Raw genomic sequence first — 16,878 nt, forward strand, 5'->3', positions numbered from 1 at the left:
GATGTTCTTACTGGATATAATTAATAGGCGTATCCTCTTTAATTCCGTAGCACTGTTTCATAAAGTAGGGCATATCATTCCAATTCCCTAGATTATAACCATAATAACTTGGAGGCACCTTTTTCAGGAGGAGCTCTCCTTTTTTTTCTCCCTCATGATATTGTTTTATGGCCTCCAGATTATAGTTCTGCGGAATGGAAGCTTGATAGTAGCCGTGAAGAGTAGTGCCGAAAACCATAACAGAAATAAGGCAGAAAAACACACCCAAACCGACTTGAATAAGCTTTATCCCGCTCCCGGAACCTTCTTCTCTAAACATTGAGTAGAGATAATGAATAAGTGCAAGGCCAAAGATCACACCTCCGGCAAGGGCGGGGAGTTTCTCCTGAAGGCTTAAGGTCAAGAAAAAGAAAGCCAGAGATAAGTAAAGGGTATTCCGACGGAAAGCCAGGACTGAATAGAAGATAAAGACACTGAATAAGAGCAGTGAAGGAAACATGACCTTATAGGTTGCTGCAAATCGGGCATCCACAACGATCAGCATGATTTGAGCCCCTAGGGCATTGATGGTGTTGAAGAGCAGAAAAGGGTAATCCTTTTTTATCAGCATGATAACCGAGATATAGACTAAGGCAGAGAAATAGAGAAAAACAAAGGCAATAATACTTAACCCGTAAAAAGAATGAAGATTTTCATGAGTAAGATCAAAAGGAATCTTCTTGTACAAAAGAAGGTAGATATATCCGGTCAGGGCCGCGCATAAAAGAATGGCAATGGAGCGATTGAAGATGCGTTGTTTTCGACACATGGGTTCGCAATACCATGTCTCCGCTGAAAAGTGTTTTTCTTGAGCAGAAGAAGTTTCAGACCGGAATTCAGATCCGGCGGTTCTTGACCATTCTGAAGAGGAGAGAGTCGCAGCTACGGATGGGGGGTCACCGGCTGGGGAGCCGGGACGGGAAAAGGCAAAAAGCCAAAAGATACAGCTAAGGCTGATGAGCATTACAAAGGGAGCCGCAGGTAAAGAGAAAATATTCGTCTTGATTAGTTCGGTTATGACATCTGTAAGAACTACCTCATTACCGGCAGTCCTTTCCCAGACTAAACGCTTTAAAGAACCGTAGCTGACCAGTATATACCCTAAGAACATGACTCCATAGAGGGGAAGAAACGTTCTAAAGGGCAGCTTTCTGCGGATAAAGGAAAGATAAACAGAGATCATGACAGTAAAGCCGATTCCGATCATTCCTACCTGCTGAGTGGAGGAGCCGACAAAGAAGGCCAGAGCAATAAGCAATAACTTTTTACTTAGGCTTCTGGAACCTATCCGGGTGTAGAGCAGATAAGCATATAATAGAACAAGGGCCATGGGATAGAGATAATTAAAAGCACAGGCAGCATAATAAATTGTTATATGGGCAATTTTTAGGGGCAAAAAGAGAAAGAATAAGACAGCGCAGAGCAGGGCAATCCAGAGGGAAGGATTGTCCTTTTTCTTATGGAGAGAGGATTCGGAGAAGGTGGCCATTTTGGCCAGGATATAGACTACCGACATGAGTATAAGGGGATTGAGGATACGGAAAAACTCGATTTGCGGTTTAAGAGCCAAGACCATTGCTCCGCCGATCCAGACCCGTCCATTGGAATTCAATTCATCAAGCAGAGCTTCTGGAAGGTAATTCAGCCCGTATTGAGCATCCCGGCTGTAGTATAAATCATCGGCATAAAGGAAAATGTAACGATGAATCCAGAGCATGGCGAAAAGAAAGACCAGGAGAATCAGCCAGTCTCTCTTTGAACATCTGGAACTGGATTTTAGATAAGCATATAGATTCTTAAACAAGATATCACTCCAATGAAGGCTGTTGTTTAAAAAAGCAGGTAATACGTCAATAATTTAATTAGAATAATTTTCAACCTGTTTTATATGATTGTTTTTTGGGGGCAGTTCATTGATTTCCATAATCCTACCCGTATACAACGAAGAAAAACAAATATATGTCAATGTCCAAAGGATCCGCTCTATTTTATTAAGTGAAAAGATAAAGCATCAGTTCGTTTTGGTTGACGACGGGTCTACGGATGGTTCGTGGTCAGAGCTGCAGCGATTAGCCGAGGACTTCGATAATGTACTCCTTCTCAAATTCAGCAGGAATTTCGGTAAAGAGGCAGCTTTATGTGCAGGATTGGAGGCCGCGGCAGGGGATGCTTGTGTCACCCTCGATGCGGATCTTCAGCACCCTCCCGAGTACATTCCGGAAATGGTCCGTCTCTGGCGGGAGGAAGGGTATGAAGTGGTAGAGGGAATCAAAGCCACACGTGGCAGAGAAACGGTTTGGGGAAAAATAACCGCCTTGACCTATTACAGATTGTTTAATACAGCTACTGGAATTAATCTAACCAATGCTTCGGATTTTAAACTCTTAGACCGCAAAGTAGTGGAAGCTTGGAAAATGCTTAAGGAGACGGACACCTTTTTCCGGGGCATGTCGGCTTGGTTAGGGTACAAACGAATCCAGATTCCCTTCCAAGTTCAAGAGCGAAGGGAAGGTCAATCCAAGTGGTCCTTGCCAAATTTATTTAAACTTGCTATTGATTCCATAACCTCCTTTAGCTCCATGCCTTTACAAATCATCACCGGACTTGGGTTAGGGCTTTTGCTTTTTGATGTGGTCTTAGTTGGTCAGACTCTCTATATGAAGTTTAGCGGTCAAGCCTTTACCGGATTTACGACCGTGATTATTTTAATTCTGGGTATCGGCAGTTCGATCATGATCAGTCTCGGCATTATTGGGATCTATATCTCAAAAATTTATGACGAAGTCAAAGGAAGACCCCGCTATATTATCTCCGAACAGAGAAAAAGTGTAATCAAAACGATTCGCAGGAGAATTCAATAATAGAGAGGCCTGGGAGGGGAAGACCATATTTATCAAGTACATTATTGTCGGTGGCTCTACAGCGCTCCTGGAGCTATTGCTCTTTCTCGGGTTGCGAAGGGGAATCGGGGTGGATGTGATTTCAGCCAATATTATAGCGATGGGAGTTGCCACGGGAGTCAATTTTCTGATGAACAGGAATTGGTCCTTTCGCAGCAGTGCAAAGCTTGGGCGCAGTTTTATCTTGTATGTTTCGCTGATCGGATTCAATATGATCGTTACCACCTGGATGATTACCCTTCTAATGAGTTGGGGCGTGGTTGATTTTTGGGCAAAATTTTTTGTGATGGGTGCAGCTGCGGCTTGGAATTTTATCCTCTATAGGAAAGTTGTTTTTGCTTGAACAGCAAAGCACCGGCGAGTCAATACAATTTGCCGGTGCTTTAAGTTTTTGTCGGTGGCACTCAATGTCCTGTTGACACACGTGCATATCCAATTAGCACAAAAATCACTCATTTCTTGTTTTTCCTCTTTTTTCATTGTACCATAAGATAAATGAAAATCGCTTAGTGAAGATAGATAAAGAACTGGGTTTTAATGCCGTGTTTTCTGGTTGTTATATGTTTGTTATAAGATATCTACTGACGAGGAGGGAAAATGTGAACGAAAGTATACTCATTATAGAAGATGAAGTGGGAATAATTAAAATGCTAAAACGATTGTTAGATAAGGAAGGATTTCAAAAAATATGCCAGGCCGAGTCGGGTGCTGAAGCATTGAAAAAGGTTAGAGAACATAGGATTGATCTGATATTGCTTGATGTCATGCTACCTGATACAAACGGTTTTGATTTGTGTCAGCAAATTAGAGAAATATCGGATGTTCCCATTATCTTTTTGACTGCACGTACCACCGATATTGATAAATTAATCGGCTTTTCTATGGGTGGGGATGATTACATAACGAAACCTTTTAATCCCCTTGAAGTCGCTGCCCGAATCAAGGCCATTCTACATCGTCAAAGAAAAACAATGCCAGAGATGGTACAGCTGTTTCGAACAGAGCGTTTCGTTTTGCATTATGACCAAGCTAAGTTAATTGTGGAAGGAAAAGAAGTAAATTGCCCGGCTAAGGAGTTTCAATTACTTAAATTCATGTGCCAGCATCCCAATCAGGTTTTTAGCGTTGATCAACTATATGAAAAGGTTTGGGAAGATTACAGTATTGTGGGAAAAGAAAATACGATTATGGTCCATATAAGTCGCCTACGTCAAAAAATCGAAAAAGATCCTAAACATCCGGAGTATTTAAAAAATGTGAGGGGATTGGGTTACATGCTAAGTAATGAAAACCAAAGGAGTCCCCAATGAAATTAGAAACCAAAATTTCATTGATATTAATAATTATCTTTTTAATCATAGGCGCTATTTTTTTATTACGGGATTTTCAGCCCTTAACTTATTGAACATCTCTTTGGGAATTAATGGGTTGGTGACATATGTTTTATTCCCACTACTATTCATTGGAATGCTTATTCTGATTGGACTTGTTATTGACCGCCAAATCAGGAAGCCTCTTTTCTTTTTTATACGCTGGATTGATCAATTATCACTTGGGGTTTTTAAAATGCCTAATACAATAAAGAATTTTCCCTTAAATAAGATGAGGTTTAGCCTGTTTTTGGAACTTAAATCAAAGCTTGATGGTTTAACATATCAACTCAACGCAACAGAGAAAGAACGAAAAGAACTTGAAAAAACTAGGAGGAACTGGACCTCTGGAGTGACACATGACTTAAAAACGCCGTTATCATACATTAAGGGTTACGCAGCCATGCTTCGCTCCGAACATAAATGGAATGAAGAAGAGATTAAGGAATTTGCTAAAATTATTGAAGAAAAATCATTGTATATGGAGCAGTTAATTGATGATTTAAGTGTTGTTTATGAGTTTGATAAAATGCAAATCCCTTTGGATTTACGCACTATAAATCTGGTCACGTTTGTAAAAAATGTTTTGGAAGATCTCCGTCAGTATCCGATGGCTAATGACTATCCTATTCATTTAAACGTCAAGGATGAAGGTGATATTTTATTATCTTTTGATCAGACATTATTAAAGAGATCATTAGAAAATTTCATTATGAATGCTATTTATCATAACCCCCATGAAACAACGATTACTGTCTCCATAGAAACAAGAGAAGGTTCAACCTTAATAGAAATTAAAGACGATGGCATCGGAATGGATGATAAAACAATTCAACAATTATTTAATCGATATTACCGAGGGACGACGACGGACAAGTCCCATCTCGGGTCAGGGTTGGGAATGTCCATTGCTAAACAGTTTATTGAAAAACAAGGGGGGCAGATTAAAGTCGAAAGTGAGCCGAATAGAGGAACGAAGATAAAAATTTTATTCCCTTTATAAAATTAAGGTTCCGTTAAGACACCATTTCAATGGTGTTTATTTTTTTGCCCTATACTAGGTTTAGAAACTAATTGTTCGCGGTGGGCCATTCATTACTAAATGGGAAGGAATGAAACAAATGGAAAAACCTTTATATAAGCAAAAAAGGAAAGACCTGAATCAAATTATCAAAGGGATGTTCACTATGCTGGAAATGTTCTCAACAGATGTTGAATTAGGTGGGTGGTGCAGATGTTAATTGAAGCTCAAGACATTTCAGTAGCAATTGGCGGGCGGCTTGTGCTTGACGGTGAGTCCCTTCGTTGCAAGCCCGGTATTATGACAGCTCTCGTTGGCGCGAGTGGATCTGGAAAGACCACACTCCTACATTGCCTCGGATTGTTGCTCCCGGTGGATAAAGGAAGCATCCTGATTGACGGGAAAGATGTCACAAGGTACGGTACCGCAGCACGACGTCGGTTCTGGCGCGATCACGCGGCATTCGTACTTCAGGATTATGGAATTATGGATGAGGAGTCGGTTGCCTTCAATATCACTATGCAGGCAAGCGTCATTGGAAGACGTGTCTCGGGAAACAAAGAACAGTTGATACAATCACTCGAACAGACAGGTCTTAAAGGTAGGGAAAATGAATTGGCCGGGCACCTGAGTGGAGGCGAGAAACAGCGTCTTGCTTTATCTCGTGCCATTTACAAGGATGCCGACATCCTGTTTGTTGATGAGCCAACTGCTTCACTGGATGCAACTAACCGGCGTATGGTCATCGAACTGCTTGAGGACTTCGCTGTGCGTGGCCGGACGGTCATTGTGTCAACACATGATTCCGAGATGATCGATGCGTGCAGCGCCATTCATCAGGTTGGTTCCGAAGCTCGTCACATTAACTATAGAACACAAGGAGGATACTTATGAAATCAACGTCTAAGATTATTATCAGTGTCATTGTTGGCTTACTCTTGTTAGTTGTAGCATTTGCGTTTATAAATGGTTGGATAACGGCATCACCAAAAGACACCCACCCGCCATGCGACCAGCTACCGACTGTTACGGAGGTCACTGCTGCTTTGGACAATCACGAAAATCTCGCCAAGGAAATAGAAAAGCTGGGAGATGGGATTAAAGTGGAAGTGGGCAAGCCGTGTCCGGATCATCAGGAACGTGGGCTCGTCTTGGTGAGATATGATTCGAAATCCGAGCGTGATGCCATAAACAAACTGCTTTCCCGCAGTGAAGGATTTGGGGTTCCAGTTCATTTGGAGAAGCGCTAACGCAAGCTTTCAACTGGTTAGCCCCAAAATTGTCTCCCGCATTTAAAAAGAAAGAGGGGTGAAAAAGAGAGATGAATATGTATAAACGTATCATAGTGGCTGTTTCGGTAGCGTTGTTTACTTTACTTGCACTGTTGGCCGCAATCATTACCGACCTAAATGATCGAGACTTCCCACAGGCTATTGGGAGCGAAAGTAGGCTTAATATTAGCTTCAACGAATCGGGGTACTCTATCACTGAAGCGTTTTCGAAGTTAGAAGAACTTGATACACGCCTAAAGCTTGGACTGGTCAAGATCGCCCCAGATCTGGCCAGCGAAGGAGATGGCCAGATTTTTGCAACGCTTAACGATGATGGGCTGCCCGATAAATTTACTTGGTTTAGTGGCGACGATACAGGCAAAATTGTTGGCAAAGATCGGCTTGCCAATTCCTATCCCGATGGGTTATATCTTGTGACTGGCAATACTGCTCGTTTGAATGAGTTTGCGGACACCCTGAATGATGCGGGGGTAAAGGTTAGCCGCAGGGATGCCTCAATCTTGGATAGTCTTGTATTCGTGGTGCAGGAAAGAGGATTTACTACCGCAATTCTTGCATCGCTTGCGCTGATTTCATCGCTTGCACTGTTCTGGTTGTCAGTGAGGGCGCGGGGACGTGCACTTCAGGTTCTGGGCGGGTCTCCGACTATGCGGATTCAGATGCAGGACCTCACAGAGTTTGGTGGGGCGCTCTTTGTTTCAGCGGGGACAGTGGCTATGGTTGCAGCAATCTATGTGGGTGTTTTTCATGGCTGGATGTACGTCAGTACCTTCCTCAAAGTACTGATTAGTCTTCAAGTCGTTGTTATTGCCATATCCATACTTGCTGCACTTATTATGTCAGCCTCTGTGTGGCCGAGTGCTGTCATGCTTGCCACTAGACAACCGGCTGTAAAAAGCCTGCGTTCGGTGGCGATTGTGATCCAGGTGCTAACGTTCGTTTTAGTGGTGGCTTTTGCTACCCCTGCTTGGTCTGCATATAAACACTCGTCTGCTAAGGCAGCTGAAATGGCGCAATGGGAGAGACTTGCAGACCAAGTATCAATTGTGTTCGCAACAGACATTGACGAAATGGATCGCATGGAGCCAATGATTGGCGAGATGGTAAAGGATGCGGAATCGATTGAGGTAGCAGCACTTTCCTATACTTACACCAAGGAAATGTGGCCATCGGTTAATTTCGACGAGTACTCCGCCATCTCTTTCGTAAATCAGCGTTGGCTTGACTTAGTCACTATGGGTGCGAAGCAGCCGGTTGTAATGCCTATTTCGCACCACAACATGTCAGAAGATCTTGTTCATGAAATTCAAGAGGTGATAGATATTTTGTCGAGAGAAGAGCATTCCGAGAATCTATTCGAACAATTACAATTCCTCCAACCAGTTGAGGGGTCTCGACTTCCAGTGGCTCAAGGGGGAGGGGGCGAAAGTCTCCACTTTGGAGATGATATCCTGCTCGCTGTCGTTCCCTCGCTGTACGACACCTTTAATGATTCTGCCTTGACATCCATGATCTCGTGTAACAACATAGTGTTCACTGGTGTATCTGCTACGCAACAATTATTAGAACGACACAGCCTTGATGTACAGGCGCTACGCGATCTTGGCATCAAAGGTGAACTGAAAGTTGTTTACATTGCCGAAGAGGGCATACTCCAAGCCCAGTTTGCAGCATACCTTGTATGGATGCAGAATCTTTCGCTGATTGCACTGGCGGTTGCTTTCAGTGTTGCTACTGCAATCAGTACATTGATCACCGCAACATTACAGGCGAAGCGTGACTTCCCATTGCGGTTGGCAGGGCGGTCTTGGATGCTAATCCTTCAGAGCCGCGTGACCAAGGAACTGCTTGTGGGGATAATACTCGTGATTATCGTCGTCCTACTACAAAGACCTGACGCGATAGGAATTGTACTTGTGACTGCGGCATATGGATTGCTTATTGTTCCGCTGTCCCATCTGTTTGCTGTACATTGGTGTTTCAATGGAGTCAGTAAACGTAGGATTTGATTGAATATTGGTATAAAAGTTAAACATAGAACAGAGTGAGGGATCTCAGCATGAGAATCCCACACTCTGTTCTTCTTTTAAAAGGAACTGTATTCTTGACAATTCTCCGGCATAGGGGTATCGTAAAGTTTCGATAAGTCTTATAAGCAGGTGATGTTCATGGATACCGCTCAAAAATCCAATCGGAGTCTTGTTTTAACTTGCATCATGTTAGCCACCTTTATGTCTGCCATTGAAGGGACCATTGTCGCTACTGCAATGCCCAGTATTGTGGCGGATCTTGGCGGTTTCTCCTCTTTTAGTTGGGTTTTTTCCGCTTTCTTATTGTCACAGGCTATTACTATACCCATTTATGGGAAATTAGCCGATCTTTATGGGAGGAAACCGATTTTTTTTATTGGGGTCATTATCTTCCTGATAGGTTCTGTTCTTTGCGGCTTTGCCACCACCATGAATTCACTCATCCTCTTTCGCCTGATTCAGGGAGTGGGTGCGGGTGCGGTACAACCCATTTCGGCCACCATCGTAGGGGATATCTTTGCCGCACATGAGCGAGCAAAAGTTCAGGGATACATATCCGGTGTCTGGGGCGTCGCTTCAGTTATAGGCCCTGCCCTGGGAGCGGTTTTTGTTCAGTACATTCATTGGGCCTGGGTCTTTTGGGTGAATATCCCTATTGGGATAATATCCATGGCAGGCATTTATTTCTTTTTTCATGAATCTGTGAAAAAGCAAAGTCACGACATTGATTATGCCGGTTCTGGATTGATATTTCTGGCAGTCAGTGCGTTAATGTTCATCCTGATTCAAGGCGGAGTCGTTTGGCCGTGGGTATCTTGGCAGGTGGGAGGACTCCTTGCCTTTATACTGGTGGTACTGATCCTTTTCATCCGTCAGGAAGAAAGAGCAAAAGAGCCTGTTATGCCTCTTGGTCTATGGAAGGATCGTCTGATTACACTCTCCAATCTTGCCACCCTGACAACGGGGATGTTGATGATTGGTGTGTCGACCTTTGTTCCCACCTTTGTACAGGGGGTGATGGGACAACCCCCTATAATTGCCGGTTTTGCTTTAACAGCCATGTCCATTGGCTGGACAGTAGCTGCCGCCTTAGTAGGCTTAATTATGGTAAAGGTTGGTTTTAGACCAACAGCAATCAGTGGCGGAGTGTTTTTATTAGCGGGTTCCATTCTCTACCTTATCATACAGCCTCAGATGGGATGGTTATGGGTTGCAGCAGGCTCCTTTACAGTAGGGATCGGAATGGGGCTTACCCGGACCGTATTTATCGTAGCAATCCAGAACAGTGTCCACTGGGAGATGCGGGGTGTGGCCACAGCCACGAATATGTTTATGAGCATCTTAGGAAATACCTTGGGAGCAGGGCTCCTGGCGGGAATACTTAATGGCCGTCTGTTAAATTATTTGAATCTAAGAGCAGCGGATATTAATATTCCCGTGAGTATCGACCTTGTCAACACGATTCTGGATCCCCAAAGGATGGCAACGATTCCAACTCATATCACGGCGATTGTCAAAGAAGGTCTGGCCTCTTCTCTTCATTATGTTTTTGGGTGTATTCTTCTTATGGCAATAATAAGCACTGTACTTTTAATTTTTCTGCCTGCAGAGCGCAGGGGAGAAGCTGAATAAAGAAACCGGCCTATTCCAGTTCATAAGGTACGATGTAGATTTGTTCTCCCATTTTACGGGCCTTAATCAGCTCGCAATGCCTTAATATGGCTATCTCCTTATCCAGCTCCCATTCCTTTAAGTTAAAGGAAGCCATCAGTTCGGGGCGGGTTAGTTTTCCGATTTCCTTGATTCGGTCATAGATATTACACTGGAGTTCGGTAAGTCCATCTGTTCCGCTCTCCCCGGAAAGCTGACGGTGAGTTTTGGCAGAATGAACTGCAGTTACATCACAGGACTTAGGAGGTTGCAGAGCACCTATATAGCAATCTTCACAAAGGATTTTGCCTCGATGGCTGTAGCTTTCACCATCAGTGATCGGATCCAGGCACCGTTCGCAGTTCATAGAGCATTCCTCCTTAAATTAAGAATAAAATGGTAACCTACCATTAATAATTAAGCATCTCCAAGAGAACTCCTTCAAAACAATTCAGATAATTCCTTAAATAGAGTTTTTCTGTGCCGGGATGGTAAATAACCTATGCTTTTGATAGTAAAAAGGTGTTATACCAAAATAAAAGGGGAGAATTCCAATGAGTATTAATATTTCAAATAAATCCGATGTCTTTAAATTCGCGCTTGCTCTCTATGACTACCTTATCCAAAAGGGTCAAACTAAAGAAGCTAATGATCTCAGCCAATTAGTGGATTCCTGCTATACCAATGATGAATATGCTCTAAAGGCTCACCTCGAGGCTTTTAGACTGATACAAGAAAGGGTACAGATCTTGCCCCTTCAATATCAGCGTGCTCTTGAGGAGGCCATAACCTATATTCTTCAAGAGATTGACAGTAGGAAGGACAAGGATACTGCACAAGGGTGCTGTACTGCTGATAAAACAAAGGAGTGCAGCGAGAACACGGCCAAGGAGCAGGAATTTCAGGAAATTGAACTAAAACTTAAGATACACAATCCGCAGCTTGGGGAGAGGATACTGGAAGATCCTTTGATCAGGGAATTAAGTCGAAATACCCGGCCCCAAGTCAAGGAATATGAGACAACCTATTATGACACTTGGGGCCATCAGCTCATTAATCACCAGGTATGCTACAGAATACGGAGTTCAGCAGGGGAATATACTGCCACCATCAAAGGATTGGGTTCATCTCAGAGTGGACTATCCATAAGAAGGGAATGGAATCGAAAATTATCGGAGAATATCCCTACCTTAGAACCTTTTAAGGATCTGGCCATAGGCCAAGAATTAGGGAACTTTGTTAGAGATGAAGAACTCCTCCCTATTTTTGTCACTCGGTTTAAACGAACCGCTCTTGACCTGACTTGCCAAGACGGCAGCCACATTGAGTTAGCCCTGGATGTGGGGGAGATCGAAGCAGAGAGTAAAAGAGAACCCATCTGTGAACTCGAGCTCGAACTCAAAAGCGGTCAAATAGAGAATGTGCTAAAATTAGGAGAAGTTCTTTCTGAGGTCTACCGCTTAAAGCCTGAAGAACAGAGTAAATACCAACGGGGAATGATCCTTGCCGGAATTATGATTTCTTGCAGATGAATACTTTGAAATATAGATACACAGAAAGATTATACAGACCTGGCTAATTGGCCAGGTTTTGCTTATAACATAACCTGCCTGCTTTGGGTAAACTATAAGACAGGTATCCAACAAGATTAAAGTATTTTGGGGAGAAATGACTATGCCAAGCACAACTTTTCAAGAAATCGACAATCATCTTCTGAATGATAATAAACCTTCAAACTTCATAATAGAATTAAGCAAGAGGGGAATATTTGAGAGGTCATATCCTTTTACCCTATTAGGAGCACTGAAAAATACCCCCCAGTCTCCAAAGTACCATCCCGAGGGTAGTGTTTGGAACCATACTCTTATGGTTCTTGATAACGCGGCCGAGAGAAAACACATCAGCAAAAATCCTCAGGTGTTCATGTGGGCGGCCTTGCTCCACGACTTGGGCAAAGCCCCCACCACCCGCATACGTAAAGGGCGTATCACTTCTTATGACCATGATTCAGAAGGGGAGAAGCTGGCCAGCCAATTCCTCCGGGAGTTAACCCAGGATGAAATGTTCATCCGCCAGGTAGCCAAAATGGTCCGCTGGCATATGCAGATTCTCTTTGTCGTTAAAGGATTGCCCTTTGCCAATGTCAAAAAAATGGCCTCGGAAGTCTCTGTGGAAGAAATTGCCCTTCTTGGTTTTTGTGACCGTTTAGGAAGGGGTGAAATGACTGAAGAAAAAAAGCAGGAAGAAGAGCAGACCATAGAGAAATTCTTAGTACGGTGTATGGAAATACTTCAATTTTAAAGGAGATTTGTAAAATGCGCGAATTCAAAGAAATTACTCCGGAACAATTTGTACATAGTCCTTTTCAGATCCTGGACAAAGAGTGGATGCTCATTACCGCCGGCAAAGATGAAAAAACCAACACTATGACAGCTTCCTGGGGCGGTTTTGGGGTATTGTGGAATAAGAATGTAGCTTATATTTTTATTCGCCCTACACGCTACACCAAGGAATTTGTAGATCATTCCGATTCCCTGTCACTATCCTTCTTTGATCCCTCCTACAAAAAACAACTGAGCTACTTAGGGCGCGTATCCGGAAGAGATGTGGATAAGATTAAAGAATCCAGCTTAACTGTGATCAAAACTGATGATGGGACCCCCTACTTTGAAGAAGCAAAAATGACACTCTTTTGCAAAAAGCTCTATGCCCAGGAACTAAAGCCTGAGTGCTTTATTGTGGATGGTCTGGATGAGAAGAATTATCCTCTGAAGGATTATCACACCATGTATGTAGTAGAGATCGAAAGAATTCTTGTAGAAGCATAACTGTTTTGAAAAACAGGATCACCGGGGAGGAGCTCACATCATGAATATGCAAAGAGAGAGGCAGAGAAGAGGTTTAGTGATTCTTGCTTCAATTTTGTGTCTGTTTTTATTAACGGCTTGTAATAAGGAATTGCCGGCTCTGTCCAGCAAGTTTGATCCGGTCAAGGTTGAGGAAAAGGCTAAAAACGTCATCGCCTTGGTGAATGACAGGGACGGCCAGACTATGCGGGAGATGGGTACTGAAGAAATTAAACAGAGTTTAACTGACGAGGCTATGAAGCCTGTTTATGATGCCCTGCAAAAAGCGGGTGCCTTCAAGGAAATTAAAGATATCCAATTGGCCGGCAATACGGATTCTTCCGGGCAGGAGTATGCGGTCTTTATAGCTAAAGCTGTTTACGAGAAGAAAAGTTTTATTGTTACTATCACCTTTACACCGGATATGAAGCTGTCCGGACTATTTTTTAAATAAGATATGTAGCTAATAATAAAAAACGAAAGGATAAACCATGATCAAGATCACGGGTCAATACAATCACGCTTTTGTCTTTACCGAGACGATGGAGGCAGGAGCCAGCCAACAAATCGAAGTCTTATGCGATCAAGAATTTGTCAAGGGCAGCAAGATTCGAATCATGCCTGATGTCCACAGCGGTGTGGGATGTACGATTGGCACAACCATGACCATTAATGATAAAGTGGTGCCTAATTTGGTCGGTGTGGATATAGGGTGCGGCATGGAAGTAACCCAGCTTGAAGGCTCACACTTTGAGCTGCAAAAGCTGGATAAGCTGATCTATGCGAACATTCCCAGCGGCTTTAATATCCGCAATAAAGAGCACCGTTTTCATGAGAGTATTGATTTAGATGATCTCAAATGCAAAAAGGAAGTCAATTTAACTCGTGCCCGTAGAAGCATCGGTACCCTGGGTGGGGGCAATCATTTTATCGAGGTCAATCAAGACAGCCTGGGAATTTATTATTTAGTGATTCACTCAGGCAGCCGCCATTTAGGCAATGAAGTAGCTAAGCTGTATCAAGAGGAGGCTTATCGGACTTTAAATAAGTCCACAAAGGCCGATATCGAAGAATTGATCGCCGGGTTGAAAGCCGCAGGGCGGGATAAAGAGATCCTCAAAGAGGTCAAACGGAAAAAGGCAGAGGTCCTAACGGATATCCCCAAGGCTTTAGCCTATGCTTCCGGAGCCCTTTTTCAAGACTATATCCACGATATGAAGATTGTGCAGCATTTTGCGGCCTTAAACCGGAAAGCCATGGCGGATGAAATACTTAAAGGGATGAAGCTCAAGGCCGTGGATCAGTTCACGACCATTCATAATTACATCGATACAGAGAACATGATTCTGCGCAAAGGCGCAGTCTCAGCCCAAAAAGATGAACGACTCCTGATTCCTATCAATATGCGGGACGGCAGCCTGCTCTGTATCGGCAAAGGCAACCCTGACTGGAACTATTCCGCTCCACACGGAGCGGGCCGCCTCATGAGCCGCTCCCAAGCCCGTAATTCCTTGACCTTGACCCAATATAAGGACATAATGCAAGGAGTATTCTCCACATCGGTCAACAAAGAAACCTTGGATGAATGCCCTTTAGCTTATAAGCCAATGGAGGATATCATCAGGAGCATCCACGATACGGTGGAGATAGTAGATCAGATTAAGCCGGTCTATAATTATAAAGCTGCGGAATAAAAAAAGTCATGATTTGGAGATATATTGCTCCGAATCATGGCTTTTTTTGGCGGAAAAATATTTTTAACTCCTCTTGACATCTTTTAAGAATGATGTATTATTGTATTAAGCACTTAATACAATAATACATTGATACAAGAGGTGAGAACATGTTATGGGATCTGAAGACGGACAGACCTATTTACACCCAGTTAATTGAGCAGATTCAGCTTAAGATTTTTTCAGGAGTGTACCCCTTAGGGTCCAAACTCCCTTCGGTCCGGGATATGGCTCAAGAGGCGGCTGTTAACCCCAACACCATGCAAAGAGCCTTAGCAAAAATGGAAGAGGACGGATTGATTATAACCCACCGCACCAGCGGTCGGTCGGTAACGGAGGATGCGCACATGGTAGAGATGGCAAAAACCAAAGTAGCCAAAGAACAAATCACTGAGTTTCTGGAAAAAATGAAAATGATGGGATTTGAACAAAAAGAGATCCTAACCATCATCAACACTATGGCAGAGGAGATGAAAAAATGAAGCCAATCCTGGAATGTAAGGGGCTGACCAAGAAGTACGGCACCAAGGTCGCCCTGAACAATATCAACTTAACTTTGGAACGGGGGCAGATCGTAGGTCTTTTAGGACCGAACGGCAGTGGAAAAAGCACCCTTATCAAACTGGCCAATGAGCTTTTAACTCCAACCGGGGGCGAAATTCTCATCGATGGTAAAAAGCCGGGTATCGAGACCAAGAAAATAATCTCCTACCTCCCCGAAAAAACTTACCTTAATGACTGGATGAAAGTCCACGAGATCATCGAGTTTTTCAAGGACTTCTACGAGGATTTCAAGACTGAGAAGGCTTTCGATATGCTGAAAAGCCTCAATATTAATCCCCATGACAGACTTAAGACCATGTCCAAGGGTACCAAGGAAAAAGTTCAGCTCATCCTGGTCATGAGCAGGGAAGCAGATCTTTACCTTTTAGATGAACCCATCGGGGGTGTGGACCCGGCTGCTCGGGATTATATCCTGAAAACCATCCTCAGCAACTACAATGAAAAGGGAACCGTTCTCATTTCCACCCACCTTATATCCGAAATTGAAAATATCCTCGACTATGTTGTCTTTATCAATCAAGGTCAAGTCGCATTGACCTCCACAGTGGATGAAATCCGCAGTGAAAAGGGTAAATCCGTCGATGCCTTATTCCGGGAGGTGTTTAAATGTTAAGTAAGCTGATGAAATATGAGTTAAAAGCCACAGGAAGAGTATTCTTGCCCTTATTTCTGGCCTTATTGGTCTTTGGTCTTATTAACCGTTTCATGCTGGGAGTGAGCGCCAGTCATCAATGGCAGACTCCAGCGATCATTAGTATGGCTGTTTATATCTTTATTATGGTTGGTATGTTTGTTATGACCTTGATTATGACTCTCCAGCGCTTCTATAAGAATCTTCTCTCCGAAGAAGGCTACCTGATGTTTACCCTCCCTGTGAAACCCTGGCAGCATATTGTCTGCAAGATGACGATCTCTTTGTTTTGGCTAGTGCTCAGTTTTTTCGTGGCCATTCTCTCTATCGTACTCATTGCCTTTAAGCCAGGTGACTGGGAGCACATCATGAGGGAAATAATGAACCTTGGCAAAGTATTGGATTATTTTGGCTCATCCGTCTATTTGTACTCCTTGGAGGGTATTCTCGGAATCATCATCGTCTTAACTTCGGCCGTTTTGATTCTCTACGCCTCGATTGCCGTTGGTCATCTATTTACCCAGCACCGCATTCTGGCTTCCTTTGCCGCCTTTATCGGGCTCAATACCATAACACAAATTATCAGCATGGGGATCACTTATGTGGTAGGATATAATTTTCATAATCTGCAGGTAACCTCAGAGAATTTTCTCACAATGCAAAGCGAACTGCACCTGTTCATTGTTTATTTACTGATTGAATCGGCATTGATCACTGCAGCCTACTTTGCCATTACCAACCATATTTTGAAGAAGCGTTTGAATCTTGAGTAATGAGTGGCCGGCGCCACGATTCTATCAAA

The 16,878-nt window shown here is 43.3% G+C and carries 18 protein-coding genes; 16 read left to right on the forward strand and 2 right to left on the reverse strand.

The window, feature by feature from the left end:
- Nucleotides 1-7 precede the first annotated feature (7 nt).
- Nucleotides 8-1,843: a DUF6056 family protein gene (locus DESDE_RS09835; protein WP_014793891.1), complete on the reverse strand. Its 1,836-nt coding sequence runs from the start codon at nt 1,841-1,843 to the stop codon at nt 8-10.
- A 109-nt stretch (nt 1,844-1,952) separates the two neighbouring features.
- On the opposite strand from DESDE_RS09835, the gene DESDE_RS09840 reads away from it, so the two are divergent.
- The 8 genes from DESDE_RS09840 to DESDE_RS09875 all read left to right on the forward strand — a co-directional run bounded on the left by DESDE_RS09840 (nt 1,953) and on the right by DESDE_RS09875 (nt 10,284).
- Nucleotides 1,953-2,900 carry a glycosyltransferase family 2 protein gene (locus DESDE_RS09840; protein WP_014793892.1) on the forward strand — a complete coding sequence of 316 codons (948 nt, stop codon included), beginning with the start codon at nt 1,953-1,955 and terminating at the stop codon, nt 2,898-2,900.
- 43 nt (nt 2,901-2,943) lie between these two features.
- Nucleotides 2,944-3,282 carry a GtrA family protein gene (locus DESDE_RS09845; protein WP_083838556.1) on the forward strand — a complete coding sequence of 113 codons (339 nt, stop codon included), beginning with the start codon at nt 2,944-2,946 and terminating at the stop codon, nt 3,280-3,282.
- Between the two features lie 256 nt (nt 3,283-3,538).
- A complete protein-coding gene (locus DESDE_RS09850) occupies nt 3,539-4,249 on the forward strand; it encodes a response regulator transcription factor (RefSeq protein ID WP_014793893.1) in 711 nt (236 codons plus the stop codon).
- Complete coding sequence (locus tag DESDE_RS09855) at nt 4,224-5,312, forward strand: sensor histidine kinase (protein WP_014793894.1); 1,089 nt, start codon at nt 4,224-4,226, stop codon at nt 5,310-5,312. The genes DESDE_RS09850 and DESDE_RS09855 overlap by 26 nt, the downstream gene beginning before the upstream one ends.
- A gap of 231 nt (nt 5,313-5,543) precedes the next feature.
- Nucleotides 5,544-6,224 carry an ATP-binding cassette domain-containing protein gene (locus DESDE_RS09860; RefSeq protein ID WP_014793895.1) on the forward strand — a complete coding sequence of 227 codons (681 nt, stop codon included), beginning with the start codon at nt 5,544-5,546 and terminating at the stop codon, nt 6,222-6,224.
- Complete coding sequence (locus tag DESDE_RS09865) at nt 6,221-6,580, forward strand: hypothetical protein (RefSeq protein WP_014793896.1); 360 nt, start codon at nt 6,221-6,223, stop codon at nt 6,578-6,580. Before DESDE_RS09860 ends, DESDE_RS09865 begins: the two co-directional genes overlap by 4 nt.
- A 77-nt stretch (nt 6,581-6,657) precedes the next feature.
- A complete protein-coding gene (locus tag DESDE_RS09870; protein WP_014793897.1) occupies nt 6,658-8,631 on the forward strand; it encodes a hypothetical protein in 1,974 nt (657 codons plus the stop codon).
- A 159-nt stretch (nt 8,632-8,790) separates the two neighbouring features.
- Nucleotides 8,791-10,284 (forward strand): MDR family MFS transporter, encoded by a 1,494-nt coding sequence (locus tag DESDE_RS09875; RefSeq protein ID WP_014793898.1) that lies wholly within the window; start codon nt 8,791-8,793, stop codon nt 10,282-10,284.
- Between the two features lie 10 nt (nt 10,285-10,294).
- Here the strand turns inward: DESDE_RS09875 and DESDE_RS09880 are convergent, their stop codons facing one another.
- Entirely contained in the window at nt 10,295-10,669 is a 375-nt protein-coding gene (locus DESDE_RS09880) for a hypothetical protein (protein ID WP_014793899.1), read from the reverse strand.
- A gap of 187 nt (nt 10,670-10,856) precedes the next feature.
- Between DESDE_RS09880 and DESDE_RS09885 the strand changes: the two genes are divergently transcribed.
- From DESDE_RS09885 to DESDE_RS09920, 8 genes are all read left to right on the forward strand, one after another.
- The gene (locus DESDE_RS09885) at nt 10,857-11,834 is read left to right on the forward strand and encodes a CYTH domain-containing protein (protein WP_014793900.1); all 978 of its coding nucleotides are present in this window, start codon (nt 10,857-10,859) and stop codon (nt 11,832-11,834) included.
- Between the two features lie 142 nt (nt 11,835-11,976).
- Nucleotides 11,977-12,603, forward strand: coding sequence for an HD domain-containing protein (locus tag DESDE_RS09890; RefSeq protein WP_014793901.1), 627 nt, complete (start codon nt 11,977-11,979; stop codon nt 12,601-12,603).
- A 14-nt stretch (nt 12,604-12,617) separates the two neighbouring features.
- Nucleotides 12,618-13,130: a flavin reductase gene (locus DESDE_RS09895; protein ID WP_014793902.1), complete on the forward strand. Its 513-nt coding sequence runs from the start codon at nt 12,618-12,620 to the stop codon at nt 13,128-13,130.
- Nucleotides 13,131-13,170: 40 nt separating this feature from the next.
- Nucleotides 13,171-13,602: a DUF3887 domain-containing protein gene (locus DESDE_RS09900; protein ID WP_014793903.1), complete on the forward strand. Its 432-nt coding sequence runs from the start codon at nt 13,171-13,173 to the stop codon at nt 13,600-13,602.
- Between the two features lie 37 nt (nt 13,603-13,639).
- Entirely contained in the window at nt 13,640-14,842 is a 1,203-nt protein-coding gene (locus DESDE_RS09905; protein ID WP_014793904.1) for an RtcB family protein, read from the forward strand.
- Between the two features lie 149 nt (nt 14,843-14,991).
- Nucleotides 14,992-15,363 (forward strand): GntR family transcriptional regulator, encoded by a 372-nt coding sequence (locus tag DESDE_RS09910; protein WP_014793905.1) that lies wholly within the window; start codon nt 14,992-14,994, stop codon nt 15,361-15,363.
- The gene (locus DESDE_RS09915) at nt 15,360-16,058 is read left to right on the forward strand and encodes an ABC transporter ATP-binding protein (protein WP_014793906.1); all 699 of its coding nucleotides are present in this window, start codon (nt 15,360-15,362) and stop codon (nt 16,056-16,058) included. The genes DESDE_RS09910 and DESDE_RS09915 overlap by 4 nt, the downstream gene beginning before the upstream one ends.
- Nucleotides 16,052-16,849: a hypothetical protein gene (locus tag DESDE_RS09920; RefSeq protein WP_014793907.1), complete on the forward strand. Its 798-nt coding sequence runs from the start codon at nt 16,052-16,054 to the stop codon at nt 16,847-16,849. The genes DESDE_RS09915 and DESDE_RS09920 overlap by 7 nt, the downstream gene beginning before the upstream one ends.
- Nucleotides 16,850-16,878 lie beyond the last annotated feature (29 nt).

This window comes from Desulfitobacterium dehalogenans ATCC 51507 (genome assembly GCF_000243155.2).
Taxonomy (GTDB): Bacteria; Bacillota; Desulfitobacteriia; order Desulfitobacteriales; family Desulfitobacteriaceae; genus Desulfitobacterium; species Desulfitobacterium dehalogenans.

Coding starts and splice junctions, on each gene's coding strand:
- DESDE_RS09920 (WP_014793907.1), top strand. CDS start 16,052: ATGTTAAGTAAGCTGATGAAATATGAGTTAAAAGCCACAGGAAGAGTA.
- DESDE_RS09865 (WP_014793896.1), top strand. CDS start 6,221: ATGAAATCAACGTCTAAGATTATTATCAGTGTCATTGTTGGCTTACTC.
- DESDE_RS09885 (WP_014793900.1), top strand. CDS start 10,857: ATGAGTATTAATATTTCAAATAAATCCGATGTCTTTAAATTCGCGCTT.
- DESDE_RS09860 (WP_014793895.1), top strand. CDS start 5,544: ATGTTAATTGAAGCTCAAGACATTTCAGTAGCAATTGGCGGGCGGCTT.
- DESDE_RS09855 (WP_014793894.1), top strand. CDS start 4,224: ATGAAAACCAAAGGAGTCCCCAATGAAATTAGAAACCAAAATTTCATT.
- DESDE_RS09880 (WP_014793899.1), bottom strand. CDS start 10,669: ATGAACTGCGAACGGTGCCTGGATCCGATCACTGATGGTGAAAGCTAC.
- DESDE_RS09895 (WP_014793902.1), top strand. CDS start 12,618: ATGCGCGAATTCAAAGAAATTACTCCGGAACAATTTGTACATAGTCCT.
- DESDE_RS09870 (WP_014793897.1), top strand. CDS start 6,658: ATGTATAAACGTATCATAGTGGCTGTTTCGGTAGCGTTGTTTACTTTA.
- DESDE_RS09900 (WP_014793903.1), top strand. CDS start 13,171: ATGAATATGCAAAGAGAGAGGCAGAGAAGAGGTTTAGTGATTCTTGCT.
- DESDE_RS09910 (WP_014793905.1), top strand. CDS start 14,992: ATGTTATGGGATCTGAAGACGGACAGACCTATTTACACCCAGTTAATT.
- DESDE_RS09915 (WP_014793906.1), top strand. CDS start 15,360: ATGAAGCCAATCCTGGAATGTAAGGGGCTGACCAAGAAGTACGGCACC.
- DESDE_RS09875 (WP_014793898.1), top strand. CDS start 8,791: ATGGATACCGCTCAAAAATCCAATCGGAGTCTTGTTTTAACTTGCATC.
- DESDE_RS09905 (WP_014793904.1), top strand. CDS start 13,640: ATGATCAAGATCACGGGTCAATACAATCACGCTTTTGTCTTTACCGAG.
- DESDE_RS09890 (WP_014793901.1), top strand. CDS start 11,977: ATGCCAAGCACAACTTTTCAAGAAATCGACAATCATCTTCTGAATGAT.